The sequence below is a fragment of the Streptomyces sp. NPDC127038 genome (genome assembly GCF_042725875.1).
Taxonomy (GTDB): domain Bacteria; phylum Actinomycetota; class Actinomycetes; order Streptomycetales; family Streptomycetaceae; genus Streptomyces.
The window spans coordinates 21257-35930 of the sequence record NZ_JBHXDQ010000001.1 but is presented as its reverse complement, the minus strand read 5'-3'; the positions used below and the strand labels follow the sequence as shown (position 1 = coordinate 35930).

14 protein-coding genes are annotated in these 14674 nt (G+C 71.6%); 7 read left to right on the top strand and 7 right to left on the bottom strand.

Annotated elements, in window-relative coordinates; all coding sequences use genetic code 11:
- Window positions 1-74 precede the first annotated feature (74 nt).
- Window positions 75-1430, bottom strand: coding sequence for a dipeptidase (locus tag ACFWI4_RS00160; protein ID WP_387189290.1), 1356 nt, complete (start codon window positions 1428-1430; stop codon window positions 75-77).
- A gap of 176 nt (window positions 1431-1606) precedes the next feature.
- On the opposite strand from ACFWI4_RS00160, the gene ACFWI4_RS00155 reads away from it, so the two are divergent.
- Window positions 1607-2863, top strand: coding sequence for a geranylgeranyl reductase family protein (locus tag ACFWI4_RS00155; RefSeq protein ID WP_387189288.1), 1257 nt, complete (start codon window positions 1607-1609; stop codon window positions 2861-2863).
- Window positions 2864-2982: 119 nt separating this feature from the next.
- Here the strand turns inward: ACFWI4_RS00155 and ACFWI4_RS00150 are convergent, their stop codons facing one another.
- Complete coding sequence (locus ACFWI4_RS00150; RefSeq protein ID WP_387189286.1) at window positions 2983-3432, bottom strand: nitroreductase family deazaflavin-dependent oxidoreductase; 450 nt, start codon at window positions 3430-3432, stop codon at window positions 2983-2985.
- 592 nt (window positions 3433-4024) lie between these two features.
- Between ACFWI4_RS00150 and ACFWI4_RS00145 the strand changes: the two genes are divergently transcribed.
- The 3 genes from ACFWI4_RS00145 to ACFWI4_RS00135 all read left to right on the top strand — a co-directional run bounded on the left by ACFWI4_RS00145 (window position 4025) and on the right by ACFWI4_RS00135 (window position 6887).
- Window positions 4025-4837: a TetR/AcrR family transcriptional regulator gene (locus tag ACFWI4_RS00145; protein ID WP_387189284.1), complete on the top strand. Its 813-nt coding sequence runs from the start codon at window positions 4025-4027 to the stop codon at window positions 4835-4837.
- A 146-nt stretch (window positions 4838-4983) separates the two neighbouring features.
- A complete protein-coding gene (locus ACFWI4_RS00140) occupies window positions 4984-6225 on the top strand; it encodes a sensor histidine kinase (RefSeq protein WP_387189282.1) in 1242 nt (413 codons plus the stop codon).
- Complete coding sequence (locus ACFWI4_RS00135) at window positions 6222-6887, top strand: response regulator (protein WP_387189280.1); 666 nt, start codon at window positions 6222-6224, stop codon at window positions 6885-6887. The genes ACFWI4_RS00140 and ACFWI4_RS00135 overlap by 4 nt, the downstream gene beginning before the upstream one ends.
- Here ACFWI4_RS00135 and ACFWI4_RS00130 read toward each other — a convergent pair.
- Window positions 6848-7126 carry a DUF6332 family protein gene (locus ACFWI4_RS00130; RefSeq protein WP_387189576.1) on the bottom strand — a complete coding sequence of 93 codons (279 nt, stop codon included), beginning with the start codon at window positions 7124-7126 and terminating at the stop codon, window positions 6848-6850. The genes ACFWI4_RS00135 and ACFWI4_RS00130 overlap by 40 nt on opposite strands.
- Before the next feature lie 188 nt (window positions 7127-7314).
- Here ACFWI4_RS00130 and ACFWI4_RS00125 point away from each other — a divergent pair, with 188 nt between their 5' ends.
- Window positions 7315-7728 carry a MarR family winged helix-turn-helix transcriptional regulator gene (locus tag ACFWI4_RS00125; protein WP_387189278.1) on the top strand — a complete coding sequence of 138 codons (414 nt, stop codon included), beginning with the start codon at window positions 7315-7317 and terminating at the stop codon, window positions 7726-7728.
- A gap of 57 nt (window positions 7729-7785) precedes the next feature.
- Here ACFWI4_RS00125 and ACFWI4_RS00120 read toward each other — a convergent pair whose 3' ends face one another.
- The 4 genes from ACFWI4_RS00120 to ACFWI4_RS00105 all read right to left on the bottom strand — a co-directional run bounded on the left by ACFWI4_RS00120 (window position 7786) and on the right by ACFWI4_RS00105 (window position 12614).
- On the bottom strand, window positions 7786-8553 hold the full coding sequence (locus ACFWI4_RS00120) for a maleylpyruvate isomerase family mycothiol-dependent enzyme (RefSeq protein WP_387189277.1): 768 nt from the start codon (window positions 8551-8553) through the stop codon (window positions 7786-7788).
- Between the two features lie 25 nt (window positions 8554-8578).
- Window positions 8579-9748, bottom strand: coding sequence for an MFS transporter (locus ACFWI4_RS00115; RefSeq protein WP_387189574.1), 1170 nt, complete (start codon window positions 9746-9748; stop codon window positions 8579-8581).
- A 287-nt stretch (window positions 9749-10035) separates the two neighbouring features.
- Window positions 10036-11481: a glyceraldehyde-3-phosphate dehydrogenase gene (locus ACFWI4_RS00110; RefSeq protein WP_385399147.1), complete on the bottom strand. Its 1446-nt coding sequence runs from the start codon at window positions 11479-11481 to the stop codon at window positions 10036-10038.
- A 353-nt stretch (window positions 11482-11834) separates the two neighbouring features.
- Window positions 11835-12614 (bottom strand): DeoR/GlpR family DNA-binding transcription regulator, encoded by a 780-nt coding sequence (locus ACFWI4_RS00105; protein WP_387189276.1) that lies wholly within the window; start codon window positions 12612-12614, stop codon window positions 11835-11837.
- A gap of 122 nt (window positions 12615-12736) precedes the next feature.
- On the opposite strand from ACFWI4_RS00105, the gene ACFWI4_RS00100 reads away from it, so the two are divergent.
- Entirely contained in the window at window positions 12737-13618 is an 882-nt protein-coding gene (locus ACFWI4_RS00100; protein WP_387189275.1) for an SIS domain-containing protein, read from the top strand.
- A 74-nt stretch (window positions 13619-13692) separates the two neighbouring features.
- Window positions 13693-14574, top strand: coding sequence for a ketose-bisphosphate aldolase (locus ACFWI4_RS00095; RefSeq protein WP_387189274.1), 882 nt, complete (start codon window positions 13693-13695; stop codon window positions 14572-14574).
- Window positions 14575-14674 lie beyond the last annotated feature (100 nt).

Sequence of the window (14674 nt, the reverse complement as noted above, 5' to 3'; positions counted from 1 at the left end):
CGACTGGCCACGCCCATGGAACTGGCAAGGGCCCTCGCCTGTCAGGTGAGGGCCCTTGCCGCGTCAGGGGGCGATCAGCTCGCGGCGTAGTTCCGCAGGAACAGTGCCTCCGCGACCGACAGCCGCTCCAGCTCGTCCGGCGAGACGCTCTCGTTGACCGCGTGGATCTGCGCCTCCGGCTCGCTCAGGCCGATGAGCAGGATCTCCGTCTCGGGGTACAGCGAGGCCAGCGTGTTGCACAGCGGGATCGAGCCGCCCATGCCCGCCGACTGCATCTCCTGGCCGGGGTAGGCGACCGCCATGGCCTCGGCCATCGACGCGTACGCCGGGCTGGAGGTGTCCGCGCGGAACGCCTGGCCCTGGCCGATGCGCTCGGTGCTCACCCGCGCACCCCACGGCGTGTGCGCCTCGATGTGCGCCTCCAGCAGCTTCGTCGCCTCGACCGCGTCGACGCCCGGCGGCACGCGCAGGCTGATCAGCGCACGGGCGCCGGCCTGAACCGACGGCGTGGCGCCGACGACCGGCGGACAGTCGATCCCGAGCACCGTGACGGCCGGCCGCGCCCAGACCCGGTCGGCGACCGTGCCGGAACCGATCAGCTCCACCCCGTCGAGCACCTTGGCGTCCTCACGGAACGCCTGCTCCTCGTACTGGAGCCCGTCCCAAGCGGCCTCGCCCGACAGACCGTCCACGGTCGTCGAACCGTCCTTGGCCCGCAGCGAGTCCAGGACGCGGATCAGCGCGGCCAGCGCGTCGGGCGCGGCACCGCCGAACTGCCCGGAGTGCAGGTTCCCTTCGAGGGTGTTCACTTGCACCCGTACGAGGGTCATGCCGCGCAGGGTCGCGGTGACCGTCGGCAGACCCGCGCGGAAGTTGCCGGCGTCGCCGATGACGATGGTGTCGGCGGTCAGCAGCTCGGGGTGCGCCTCGGCGTACCGCTCCAGACCGCCGGTGCCCTGCTCCTCGGAGCCCTCGACGATGACCTTGACGTGCACCGGGACGCCGCCGTTCGCCTTCAGGGCACGCAGCGCGAGCAGATGCATGACGACACCGCCCTTGCAGTCGGCGCTGCCGCGTCCGTACCAGCGCCCGTCGCGCTCCACCAGCTCGAACGGCGGTGTCGTCCAGGCGGCTTCGTCCAGGGGCGGCTGCACGTCGTAGTGCGCGTACAGCAGGACCGTCTTCGCGCCCTCGGGGCCCGGCAGGTAGCCGTACACCGACTGCGTGCCGTCCGGGGTGTCGAGCAGTGCCACGTCCTGGAATCCCTCGGAGCGCAGCGCGTCCGCGATCCAGTTCGCGGCGCCCTCGCTCTCGCTCCTCGGATACTGGTCGAAGTCCGCCACCGACTTGAAGGCCACCAGCTCGGCGAGTTCCGCCTTCGCGCGGGGCATGAGCGAGGCGACGGTCTCGGCGACCGGATTCGACGACATGGGCACGCTCCTTGTAGGTGCGACGTTGTACTTCTGTGTACAGATGATCGAGTGATGCGGACTGGTGTACAGGACGCATCCGTTGCAGATCCTCCCACAGCGGCCTGCGGTGACGCCCGCCGTAGGATGCTGGGGACAGGTGCGGCAGACGGCTGGACTGGGAGCAGTAGACCAACGTGAGCAGCGAGAACTCTTCGGCGGACGACGAGCGACGTGCGGCGGACGACGAACAGCAGGTGTGGGACGTCGTGGTCGTCGGCGCGGGGCCGGCGGGCGCCTCGGCCGCCTACGCGGCAGCGGTCGCGGGACGCAGCGTCCTGCTGCTGGAGAAAGCCGAACTGCCCCGCTACAAAACGTGCGGCGGCGGCATCATCGGCCCCTCCCGCGACGCCCTGCCTCCGGGCTTCGAACTGCCGTTCAAGGATCGGGTGAACGCGGTCACCTTCTCGATGGACGGCAGGTTCGCCCGTACGCGGCGGTCCCGGCACATGCTGTTCGGGCTGATCAACCGTCCCGAGTTCGACCAGCAGCTGGTCGAGTTCGCGCAGAAGGCGGGCGCCGAACTGCGTACGGGCGCCATGGTCTCCCGCGTCGAGCAGCACGGTTCGGCGGTACCGGACCGGCGCACGGTCGCCGTGGTCCTCCAGGGCGGCGAGACCGTCCTGGCGCGGGCGGTGGTCGGCGCCGACGGCAGCGCCAGCCGGATAGGAGCGCACGTCGGGGTGAAGCTCGACCAGGTCGATCTCGGCCTGGAGGCCGAGATCCCGGTGCCGGAGACGGTCGCCGAGGACTGGCGCGGCCGTGTCCTCATCGACTGGGGCCCCATGCCCGGCAGTTACGGATGGGTGTTCCCCAAGGGGGACACGCTCACCGTCGGTGTGATCTCCGCGCGCGGCGAAGGCGCGGCCACCAAGCGGTACTTGGAGGACTTCATCGCCCGGCTCGGCCTCGCGGGCTTCGAACCGGCCATTTCCTCGGGCCACTTGACGCGCTGCCGCGCCGACGACTCGCCGCTGTCCCGTGGCCGGGTCCTCGTCTGCGGCGACGCGGCGGGACTGCTGGAACCCTGGACCCGTGAGGGCATCTCCTTCGCGCTGCGTTCCGGTCGGCTCGCGGGCGAGTGGGCGGTCCGCATCGCCGAGGCGCACGACGCGGTGGACGCCCGGCGGCAGGCACTGAACTACGCCTTCGCCATCAAGGCGGGGCTCGGCGTCGAGATGAGCGTCGGCAAGCGCCTGCTCGGGGCCTTCGAACGGCGTCCCGGCATGTTCCACGCCGGCCTCACCGGCCTGCGCCCCGTGTGGAAGGCCTTCACCGGGATCACCCGCGGTTCCACCACGCTCGGGGAGATCATCCGGAACCACCCGACGGTCGGACGCGCCCTGACCGCCCTCGACCGCCGGCCCCAGGCTGCCGAGGTGGCGGAGGACTGAGCCTGCGGGCCGACGCCCGTGGGGGCTGGGGCTGGGGCTGGGGCTGGGGCTGGGGGGCCAAGGCGTGTGACGTGGCGGGGGACTGGCCGGTCCGGGGGTCCGGGAGGGTGTCGCCGGTGTCAGCTCTCGACCGTGATCCGGAAGACCGGGTGGTCGGGAGCGATGCGGCGCAGTTCCTCGTCGGGCGAGTCGGGGCCGACGCCGCCGAAGAACACGCCGACCTCCGCCTTCCAGCGCTTGAGGTAGGCACGCAGCAGCGGGACCTTGTCGTCGTCGGCGACCTCCACGGCCGTGAAGGTGTCGACCTTCTTGCCGAGGCGCAGCTCGCCCCCGCCGGCCGCCCGCATGTTGTGCGTCCACTGGACATGGCCACGGGGCGCGAGCAGGTACTGCTCGCCGTCCACGGTGAGCAGATTGACCGGCGTCGTCCGCCATTCGCCGCTCTTGCGGCCGCGGACGGCCAGGACCCGCGAGCCCCAGACGCTCAGACCGCGCCTGGTCATCCAGGCGACGGCGCGGTTGAAGACGTTGATGGTGAACCAGCCGGGCTTCTGGACGTGAGTGGACACGGTTACCTCTCGGGATGCGTGAGACGCGCGGGGCGTTCGATGGGTGAGGTGCGTGGTGCGTTCGGTGCGTGGGGCGTGCGAGTCGTGAAGCTTGCTGGGAGAGCGGCGATCCGTTTCGTGAGCACTGCTCTCGCTTGAGAAGAGTCTGCACCGGATCGGTGATCCAATGCAAGAGCAGTGCTCTCGAATTTGTGCGCTGCTCTCATTTGTGCTCGTCGGGTGTCCGTCAGGTGTCTGTCGGGGCAGCGGGCCGAGCGCTTGTCGGAGCGCCGATGTCGTCTGGAGCACCGATTCCGCTCCGGAGCGCCGATCTTCTTCCGGGTCGCCGCTTCCGCTTCGGATCACTGCTCCTGCTCCAGGTCGCCGCTCCTGCTCCAGGTCACCGTTCCCGCTCCTCAGGGTCGCCGCTCCTGCTCCAGGTCACCGTTCCCGCTCCTCAGGGTCGCCGCTCTCGCTCCAGAGCGCTGATCCCCCTCCGGGGCGCCGCCGATCCCACTTCAGAGCACCGATCTGCTTCCAGATCGTCGATCCGCTTTCGGATCACCGCTCTCGTTTGTGTGCACTGCTCTGAAAACGTGGGACACTGCTGCGTATGACTACCGCGCGAGGGGCACGTGCCCGAGCCAGGATCGAGGTCACCGCGGCCATCAAGGACGAGGCGCGCAGACAGCTCGCCGCGGAAGGCGCGGCCAAACTGTCGCTGCGGGCCGTGGCGCGTGAGCTGGGGATGGTCTCCTCCGCCCTCTACCGCTACTTCCCCAGCCGGGACGACCTGCTGACCGCGCTCATCATCGACGCCTACGACTCCCTCGGCGAGGCTGCCGAGTCGGCGCACGCCGAAGTGGCCGCCGCCGGACCCCGGGAGCGTTGGATCACCGTGTGCGCTGCGGCGCGGCGCTGGGCGCTGGACCATCCGCACGAGTACGCGCTCATCTATGGCTCGCCCGTCCCCGGGTACGTCGCGCCGCAGGAGACCGTTCCGGCCGCGTCCCGGGTCGCCCTGCTCCTGGTCGGGATCGTCCGGGACGCCCACCGGGGCAAGGGCCTGGCCCGTACGCCGCTGCCCGACGCGCTGAAGCCCGAGGCGCTGCGCATGGCCGCCGATCTCGCACCCGATCTGCCGCCCGAGGTGGTCGTGGGGCTGGTGGCCGCGTGGGCACAGCTCTACGGGCTGATCGGGTTCGAGCTGTTCGGCCAGTTCAACCGGGTGGTCGAGGACCGTGAGCCGTTCTTCCGGCATGCGGCGGCGCGGCTGGCACACGATGTGGGGCTGGTCTATCCGGCGCCGGGCGAGAGGTCCGCTGGAGCCCCAGCCCCAGCCCCAGCCTCAGCAGCGGCCAGGTCCGCCGCCGGACGCGTTGCCCGCCCCGCCGCCGGACCCGACACGGGGTCTACCTCCGCGTAGTACGCCAGGGGCCGGAGTGGTCCGGCGGTGATCGGCGTCGGCGCTGCGCGATGCACGGTCCGCGGTGTCGTACTCCGTGGGGAGTACGGGTGATCACCTCGCCCGGCGGACGCCGCCGCCGCGGCCGGACGTCTAGCGTGACGGCCATGGAAGAGCAGCACAGACCCGCGGCGCCCGCGTGGGACGGCGGTCCGTCGCGGTGGCGGCACGGGCCGCCCGGCTGGGACCGCTGGAACGAGGACGGGCACCGCGCGCGCTGGCCGTGGCGTTCCACGCTGCTGCTCACCGTCTTCGTGCTCGTCGGCTCCGGCTTCGCCGCCCACGCCCAGCACGGTGACCGGCTCGCCCTGGACCCCTTCTCCCGGGCGCTGCTCCTGGTGGGCTCCGGCCTGCTGCTCTGGCGGCAGCGGTATCCCGTGTTCGTCGTGTTCGGCACGGCCGCCGTGACCCTGGTCTACGTGGCCGCCGGATATCCCTACGGGCCCGTCTTCCTTCCCGTGGCCGTGGCCTGCATCAGCGCCGTGCTCGCCGGTCACCGCCGGGCGGCCTGGACGGCGGTCGGGCTGTTGTGGGCGGGACATCTCCTGGTCGCCCACTGGCTGTACCGCAGGCTGCCCCCGGCCGGCGACCGCCCTCCTTCCTGGACGCAGGAGATCGCCATCGCCGCATGGGTCGTGGCGGTCGTGGCCCTGTCGGAGCTGATCCGCGTTCGACGTGAGCAGTGGGGGCGCGAGAGGGCCGAGCGCGCGCAGGCGGCCCGGCGGCGCGCCGACGAGGAACGGCTGCGGATCGCCCGCGAGCTGCACGACGTACTGGCGCACAGCATCTCGGTGATCAACGTCCAGGCCGGTGTGGGTCTCGCGCTCCTGGACTCCGACCCCGAACAGGCGCGTACGGCGCTCACCACCATCAAGGCGGCCAGCAAGGAGGCGCTCGGCGAGGTCCGGCAGGTCCTCGACACCCTGCGGGCACCCGGGGAGGCGCCCCGCGCGCCCGCACCCGGGCTCGACCGGCTCCCCGAGCTGGTCGAGCAGGCCGCGAGCGCCGGCCTCACGGTCGAGATCGAGGGCGAGGCTCCGGCGCCGGCCCCCGGCGCTGACCTCGCCGCGTTCCGGATCGTCCAGGAGGCGCTCACCAACGTCGTACGGCATTCGGGCTCGCGGCGGGCGCGGGTGCGGTTCGAGCACGAGCGGGGCGTACTGAGGCTGCGGATCGACGACGACGGTCCGGCCACCGGCGCCGAGGCCGGCGGAAGCGGCAACGGGCTCGCCGGGATGCGGGAGCGGGCCGCCGCGCTGGGTGGCACGATCGAGGCGGGTCCGCGTGAGGACGGAGGGTTCCGGGTGCTGGCCGTACTGCCCTGGAAGGCCAAGGAGGACAACCGGTGATCCGCGTACTGCTCGCCGACGACCAGGCGTTGGTCCGGGCCGGATTCAAGGCACTGCTCGACGCGCAGCCGGACATCGAGGTGGCCGGGGAGGCCGTCGACGGTGAGGACGCGGTGCGCGCGGTCCGTGAACTGCGCCCGGACGTCGTCCTGATGGACATCCGGATGCCCGTGCTGGACGGACTCGCCGCCACCCGCCGGATCACCGGCGACACGGAACTCGGGGGCGTGAAGGTGGTCATGCTGACCACGTTCGAGCTGGACGAGTACGTCTTCGAGGCCATCCGCTCCGGCGCTTCGGGCTTCCTGGTCAAGGACACCGAGCCCGACGAACTGCTGCGCGCGGTGAGAGCGGTGGTCGAGGGCGACGCCCTCCTGTCGCCAGGAGTGACGCGCCGGCTCATCTCCGAGTTCGCGGCCCGCTCCAAGGTGCCCGAGTCGGCGGCGTCGCTGAGCGAACTCACCGACCGGGAAAGGGAGGTGATGGCACTCGTCGGCATCGGGCTCTCCAACGACGAGATCGCCCGCCGTCTCGTCGTCAGCCCCCTCACGGCCAAGACCCACGTCAGCCGGACCATGGTGAAACTCGGAGCCCGCGACCGCGCCCAACTGGTCGTGCTCGCCTACGAGTCGGGCCTGGTCCGCCCGGGCTGGCTGGGCTGAGGCCCTACGGGCCCCTGGTGGAAGCGGTACAGGACGGTGGCCACTCGGAGCGCGAACAGTGCGGTGGCCAGGGCGGCCCCCACGGCCACGAGCGCGTGCACGACTGCGGCGGGCAGGTGCAGGACGAGGGCGGGCCCGGTGACGACACCGAAGGCGACCGCCGCGACGAACGCCGCGCTGGCCAGTGCGTATCCGATCTCGACGGTGACGGCGTCCCGCCGCGCCTGGGCGCGGCCCATGTCTGATGCCCCCGTCCCCGGGCTGTGGTAACTCGTCGTGGTTTCCCCGTTGTTGTTCATGGTCCGAGTCAACAGTCGCCCTCCCTGCAGAGCAAGAACCCCGCTGCGAGCGCGCGTCGCGGGGCCCCTTCGATCCCGGCGCATTTCATGCCGATGCAGCGAAGTTGTCTCTTTGCTACGGTGCGGGGATGGTGGGGGAGCATGTCGAGCGTGGGCTCGTGGATCGGTGGCGCGACATTCTGACCGTGCATGCCCGCACTCTCTGCGAGCTGGACCGCGAGCTGCATCCGCATGGTTTGGGGGCCAGTGACTTCGAGGTCCTCGACGTGCTGGCGGCGGGCGGCGCGGGAGACGGCGGTCCGAGCTTCCGGGTCCAGGAGATCTCCGAGCGGGTCCACCTCAGCCAGAGCGCCCTGTCCCGGCTGATCGGACGGCTGGAGAAGGACGGCCTCGTCACGCGGGGGATGTGTACCGAGGACCGGCGGGGTGTTCGTGTGTGTGTCACGCCGGCGGGGCGTGAACTGCACAGTGAGGTACTGCCGTTACAGCGCGCGGTCCTGGCCCGGATGCTGTCGGGCGGTCCGCGGACGCCCGAGGGCTGACCGGGCCTCCGGTCGGGCCTGTTCGGCCGTCCCGGAGGCCCCCTGTCCGAACGAGGCTCAGCTCCAGCTGATCGCGGACTTCTCCCGCCACAGGGCGGCGAGCGAGGTGTCCCCCGTCACGTCCGGGAACGGCGCCCGGTTCCACAGGGCCAGGTACAGCTGCTCGGCGGATCCCGCCAACTCGCAGTCCATGGACTCGGGTTCACCCGTCGAGTCCGCGTGGGCGTCCCCGCCGCGACGGCCAAGCGGGGGTGCCGAGGACAGTCGTACGGTCCACACCGCGTCCGGGCGGTCCGTGGCACGCACGCGCAGGACCCGGGGTTCCTCGGTGCGGACCCTGCTCCTGTCGCGCCCGTGGAATCCGAGCAGCAGCTCGTCGATCCCGTCGGCCGCGAAGTCCGGCGGGACGACGCCGGGTTCACCGCCGAGCGCGGACTCGGCGTCCACCCGGTGCACGGTGGTCTCGTGCGCCTGCCTGCGCGCCCAGAAGGCGAGGGGAGAGGGCGCCGGCAGGAAACTCCAGCACGCGACGTCCGGCGAGGCCCCGGCCAGCGTGTCCACGAGCCGCCGGTGCCCGTCGCGGAACCAGGTCAGCAAGGCGTCGTGGTCCAGGTCCGGCAGGCCGCCGTCGGGGTGGTACGAGGTGTGTCCCTCGGCGACGAACGCCGTGGCCCAGCGGTGGACCATGCCCGTGTGCCGGACCAGGTCCCTCACCTGCCAGCCGGGGCAGGTCGCGACGTCGGCGTCCACGCCCGCCTTCTCCGCGGCCGAGGCCAGCGAACGGCCCTCTCTGTCCAGCACTTCCACGAATTCCCGAATCTCCATGCCGCCGAGTGTGCCTGATGGCCTGTCATCCCACGGCGGCGCGTCGCGTCGCGAAGCCGATCAGGGCGGCCGTGGCGGCCAGTACGGCCACGCTGGTGAGGGCTGTCGGCAGGGAGTACCAGTCGGCCATGAACCCGATCGCGGGCGGCCCGAGGAGCAGGCCGCCGTACCCGAGGGTGGAGGCGATGGCGACCCCGCTCGCTCCGGCGAGCGCCCCGGCGCGCTCGATCGCCACGGGGAAGATGTTGGCGAGGCCGAGTCCGGTGACGGCGAATCCGAGGAGCGCCGCCCAGACGGAGGGCGCGAGTGAACCGAGGAGCATCCCGAGCGAGGCCGTCGTGCCGCCCACGACCAACGTGCGGGTCCGGCCCAGCCGTTCGAGCAGTGTCGTCCCGCTCAGGCGGCCGATCGTCATGGCGAGGGCGAAGCAGGAGTACCCGGCGGCCGCCGTGCCCGGGTGCGCGGACAGGTCCTGCTCCAGATGCAGCGCGCCCCAGTCCGCGAGCGCGCCCTCGCCGTAGGCGGTGCACAGCGCGATCAGCCCGAAGACCACCACCAGGCCGCGGACGGCGCGAGCCTCCACGACCGGCTTCCTGGCGGGTCCTTCGCGCCGGGACCGGTCCGGCGACGGGGGGACCTCCTCGCGGAGCAGGGCGCGTCCGGCGACACCGGCCACGAGCAGTCCGATGACGGCGATCGCGAACAGATGGCGCGCGGGTGACAGGTGTCCGGCGATCAGGCCACCGAGACCCGCACCGAGCATGCCGCCGAGGCTGTAGGCGGCGTGGAAGCTCGGCATGACCGGGCGTCGCAGCGCGGCCACCAGATCGACGGCCGCGCTGTTCATGGCGACGTTGGCGCCGCCGTACGCCGCCCCGAAGAGCAGCAGGACCAGTCCGAGGACAGGCACCGAGTGGGCGTGCGGGGGCAGGACGACGCTCAGGGACATCAGTACGGCGCAGGCCACGGTCACCGGGTGACTGCCGAAGCGGCGGCACAGCCGTCCCGTCAGCATCATGGTGATCACGGCTCCGGCGGAGACACCGAGCAGCGCGAGGCCGAGGGCGCCGGAGGAGGCACCGGTCTGGTGCTTGATGGCGGGGATCCGGACGACCCAGCCGGCGAAGACGAAGCCGTCGAGGGCGAAGAAGGCGGTGAGGACGATACGGAGTCGGGTCAGGGAGCGGTCCGTCACGACGTTGTGCGGAGCCGTTTTGTTTATCAGTGGCACAAACTCACGTTAGACGGCTCCCACGATCGGGGCAAGGGAGGCGGCGGGCCCGGATCCGCGAGGCGCGGCCGCACGAACGCGCTGGTGGGAGCGGGTGGAGGGCACACGGACAAGGGGCGACCGGAGTCCCCGTACTGCGGGATCCCATGTCGCCCCCCGGCCGGTCACCGCCCGCCGTCCCGGCTGCCCGGGCGGCGAACGGTGAGCGGATACGGCTGCGTGCGGCGGTGGCCGCGGCTGTACTGGTCGGCTCAGACCGCCGGAGCCGGGTAGGTCGGGTACTCCACCCCGGAGACGTGCTGGACGACACGGATGACCTGGCAGGAGTAGCCGAACTCGTTGTCGTACCAGAGGTAGAGGATCGCGTTGTCGTCCTCGACCTTGGTGGCACCGGCGTCGACGATCGAGGCGTGGCGCGAGCCGATGAAGTCGCTGGACACCGCGTCGGGGGCGCTGATGAAGTCGATCTGGCGCTTGAGCGGCGAGGTCAGCGAGACGTTGCGGAGGTAGTCGAGGACTTCCTCGCGGGTGGTCGCGCGGCCCAGACGCAGGCTGAGGATCGCGATCGAGACGTCCGGCACGGGGACACGGATCGAGCTGCCGGTGATGGGAGCCTTGAGGTCCGGCAGCGCCTTGGCGACCGCGGAGGCGGCACCCGTCTCGGTGATGACCATGTTGAGCGGCGCGGAGCGGCCGCGGCGGTCGGAGCTGTGGTAGTTGTCCAGCAGGTTCTGGTCGTTGGTGAACGAGTGGACGGTCTCCACGTGGCCGCGCAGAACGCCGTACTCCTCGGCCATCGCCTTGAGCGGCGGCACGATCGCGTTCGTCGTGCAGGAGGCGCAGGACAGGATCTGCTCGTCCGGCTTGATCGTGTCGTGGTTGACGCCGTGCACGATGTTCGGGACGTCGCCCTTGCCCGGCGCCGTGAGGACGACCTTGTCGATCCCGGGGCGCAGGTGCTTCGAGAGGCCCTCGCGGTCGCGCCACTTGCCGGTGTTGTCGACGAGGATGGCGTCCTTGATGCCGTACGCCGTGTAGTCGATCTCGGAGGGGTCGTTGGCGTAGATGACCTTGATCTCGTTGCCATTGGCGACGATCGTGCTGTTCGCCTCGTCGACCGTGATCGTGCCCTGGAACTGACCGTGGATGGAGTCGCGGCGCAGCAGCGAGGCGCGCTTGACGATGTCCTGGTCGCCGCCCTGGCGCACGACGATGGCGCGCAGGCGCAGGCCGTTGCCGGAGCCGGTCTTCTCGATGAGCAGCCGGGCCAGCAGGCGGCCGATGCGGCCGAAGCCGTAGAGGACGACGTCGCGGCCCTCGCGGCGCTCGATCTTGTTCTCGCCGGTGGCGCCGGAAACGGCCTCGGCGGTGAACTCCTCGACGGACAGTCCGCGGTCGTCGGCCTGGTAGGTCGCGGCGAGCATGCCGATGTCGATCTGGGACGGGCCGAGGTCGAGCGTGGTGAGCGCCTGGAGGAACGGCAGCGTGTCCGTGACCGACAGCTCCTCGCCGGCGATCTGCCGGGCGAAGCGGTGGGTCTTGAGGATGCTCACCACCGACTTGTTCACGAGGGAGCGGCTGTGCAGGAGGACGGTGACGTCCTGCTCCCGGTGCAGCCTCCCGATGATGGGGATCATCGACTCCGCGATCTCTTCGCGGGTCTTCCAGTTGGTGAACGCGTCGTCGTTGACAGTCACAGAATCCATCTTTCGAGCTAGGTGGCGCTCATATGGTAACCGGACCCGGATTCTGATCGTTCATGCGGTGTCCATTTGTGCGCGGGGAGGGGCTTCGCCGCGTCGGCGGGCGGGTCTCCGCGGGCGCCCGTACGGGGGCGTGCGAGCGTCGGCGTACGCGCGTGAGCGTGCGGTCGTGCGCCGGCGCGGACGGAGCGGCGTGCGCGGGCGGTGCAGGTCGGTGCGGGTGCGGATGTCCCACACGGCGCGACTCGGTGAGGCCGCGTGACTCGGTGAGGGGTGCCGGAGTCGATGAGGGGTGCGGGCGTCGCGTGTGGTGGCGGGCAGGGGTGTGGGGGTGCCGGTAGGCGTGGTCATACGGTGATGACCGCGACCCCCGCCTCCTCGAACCGCTCGATCGTCTCGGGTGCCGCCGCCGTGTCCGTGACGAGCGTGTCCACCGACTCGGCCGCGCAGATGCGGGCGAACGCGCGCTGTCCCAGTTTGCTGGAGTCGGCCGCGACGATCACGCGCTCGGCCCGCTCGCAGAGCAGGCGGTTGACCGCCGCCTCGGCCTCGTCGTGGGCGGCGGCCCCGTGCGCCGCGTCGAACGCGACCACGCCGAGCACCGCGACGTCCAGGGTGACCTGCTTGAGCACGCCGTCGGCCAGCGGTCCGATCAGCTCGTACGACTGCGGCCGGGCGACCCCGCCGGTCAGCACGATCTTGAACTGGGGGCGCACGGCGAGCTCGTTCGCGATGTTCAGCGCGTTCGTGACCACGGTCAGCGCGGGGGAGCCCGAGGTCAGGTCGGGGCGCACGGCGAGAGCGCGGGCGACCTCGGTCGTCGTGGTGCCGCCGGTGAGGCCCACCGCCTCCCCGGGGGTGATCAGGCCGGCCACCGCCTTCGCGACGCGCTGCTTCTCCGTGGCGTGCCGGGCGGTCTTGTAGCGCAGGGGGAGTTCGTAGGAGACGCCGTGCACCACGGCTCCGCCCCGGGTGCGTACGAGCATCTGCTGCTCGGCGAGCTGGTCGAAGTCGCGCCGGATCGTCGCCGCCGAGACCTCCAGCCGCGCCGCGGCTTCCTCGACGTCGAGCCGGCCCTGCTCCAGGAGCAGTTCCAGCAGCGCCTTCCATCGGGCGTCCCGCGACATCAGCGCCCTCCGTTCCTCGTCCCACCGCGACCTTAACGCACCCCGCCTCAGCTGGAATGCTTGATTCTGCTCGAAAGCTCGCTATATCTTGCAGAAACGAGCATCCGTGGGAGGGGTACGGCGTGACGTATGTCGAGGAAGAGCTGAGCAGCCAGCCCGAGTGCTGGATCCGGGCCGCGGACGAGGCGGCGGCCCACGCGGCCGCGCTGCCGGCGGCCGGGGAGCGCGTCGCGATCGTGGGGTGCGGCACCTCGTTCTTCATGGCCCAGGCCGCGGCCGTGCTCCGCGAGGAGTCCGGACAGGGGGAGACCGACGCCTTCGCCGCATCGGAGTTCCCCGCCGGCCGTTCCTACGATCGCGTGGTCGCCCTCACGCGGTCAGGGACGACCACCGAGGTGCTCGCGCTGCTGGGACGGCTGCGCGGACGCACCCGTACGACCGCCGTCACCGCCGATCCGGACACACCCGTCATGAAGTCGGCGGACGAGGTCGTCGTGCTCGGCTTCGCCGACGAACGCTCCGTCGTGCAGACCCGGTTCGCGACGACCGCGCTCACCCTGCTCCGTGCCCACCTCGGCCTGCACGACGACGGCGTGGTCGCCGACGCGCGCACCGCGCTGGACACCCCGCTGCCCGAAGGGCTCGTCGACTGCTCGCAGTTCACCTTCCTGGGCCGCGGCTGGACCGTCGGTCTCGCCAACGAGGCCGGCCTCAAGATGCGGGAGGCGTCCCTCGCCTGGACCGAGGCCTACCCGGCGATGGAGTACCGGCACGGCCCCATCAGCATCACGACCGCCGGCACCGCCACCTGGATGCTCGGCGAGGCACCCGAAGGGCTGGCCGAACAGGTCCGGGGGACCGGCGGGCTGTGGGTGGACGGCGGCCTCGACCCGCTCGCCGAACTCGTCCGCGCCCAGCGCCTGGCCGTCGCCGTCGCCGCGGCCCGGGGCCTGGATCCCGACCGGCCCCGCCACCTCACCCGCTCGGTGATCCTCGGCCACTGAAGCCGCCGGACCGCCCGTCGCCGAGCCGCCGGAGCCGTACAGCCGGCCCGATCCCTCATGGAGCAGGAGGAGTTGTGCCCCTCGCAGCAACCGGTGAGCTGGTCGCCCGGACCGCGCAGGCCGGGACCACGGACGCCCGGCCCCCTCACCCCCGTACCGCCGTCGCCGCGTTCAACGTCATCACCCTGGAACACATCGAGGCCGTCATAGCGGGGGCGGAGTCCGCCGGGGCGCCCGTCGTGCTCCAAGTCAGCGAGAACGCGGTCAAGTTCCGCCACGGCCGGCTGCTTCCGCTGGCCCGCGCGGCGACGGCGGCCGCCGAACGGGCCTCGGTGCCCGTCGCGTTGCACCTGGACCACGTACAGAGCGACGGCCTGCTGCGCCAGGCGCCCGGTGCCGGGTTCAGTTCCGTCATGTACGACGCCTCGCACCTGCCGTACGAGGAGAACCTCGCCGCGACGCGCGCCGCCGCGGACTGGGCCCACGCCCAAGGTCTCTGGATCGAGGCCGAGTTGGGGGAGATCGGCGGCAAGAACGGCGAGCCGCCGAGGGACGCGCACGCTCCCGGCGCCCGTACCGACCCCATGGAGGCCCGCGGATTCGTGGCCGACTCCGGTGTGGACGCGCTCGCCGTGGCGATCGGCAGCTCGCACGCGATGACGACCCGGACCGCGGCCCTCGACCACGACCTGCTCAAGCGCCTGTCCGCCTCGCTCGGGGTCCCCCTCGTCCTGCACGGCTCCTCCGGGGTGCCCGACGAAGAACTGCGGGCCGCCGTCCGGGGCGGTATCGCCAAGGTCAACATCGGCACCGCGCTCAACCTCGCGATGACCGGCGCCATCCGGGAGTTCCTCACCGCCAGCCCCGAAGCCGTGGACTCGCGGAAGTATCTGGGCGTGGGGCGGGAGGCGATGGCACGGACCGTGGAGAGGCTCATCGGCGTCCTGCGGGGGTGACGGCGGTCCGTTCCGCGTCGCCTTCCAGATACCGCTACGGCCGGATATGCGCCCCAAGCGACCGCGCGCAGAGCACGGCCGCTGTCCGGAACTCCTTTTC

Bases quoted from the DNA above. Each gene is read 5' to 3' on its own strand.
- ACFWI4_RS00105 (WP_387189276.1), bottom strand. From the start codon at position 12,614: ATGTCGCGGGACGCCCGATGGAAGGCGCTGCTGGAACTGCTCCTGGAG.
- ACFWI4_RS00130 (WP_387189576.1), bottom strand. From the start codon at position 7,126: ATGGGCCGCGCCCAGGCGCGGCGGGACGCCGTCACCGTCGAGATCGGA.
- ACFWI4_RS00160 (WP_387189290.1), bottom strand. From the start codon at position 1,430: ATGTCGTCGAATCCGGTCGCCGAGACCGTCGCCTCGCTCATGCCCCGC.
- ACFWI4_RS00125 (WP_387189278.1), top strand. From the start codon at position 7,315: ATGGTGGGGGAGCATGTCGAGCGTGGGCTCGTGGATCGGTGGCGCGAC.
- ACFWI4_RS00145 (WP_387189284.1), top strand. From the start codon at position 4,025: ATGACTACCGCGCGAGGGGCACGTGCCCGAGCCAGGATCGAGGTCACC.
- ACFWI4_RS00120 (WP_387189277.1), bottom strand. From the start codon at position 8,553: ATGGAGATTCGGGAATTCGTGGAAGTGCTGGACAGAGAGGGCCGTTCG.
- ACFWI4_RS00140 (WP_387189282.1), top strand. From the start codon at position 4,984: ATGGAAGAGCAGCACAGACCCGCGGCGCCCGCGTGGGACGGCGGTCCG.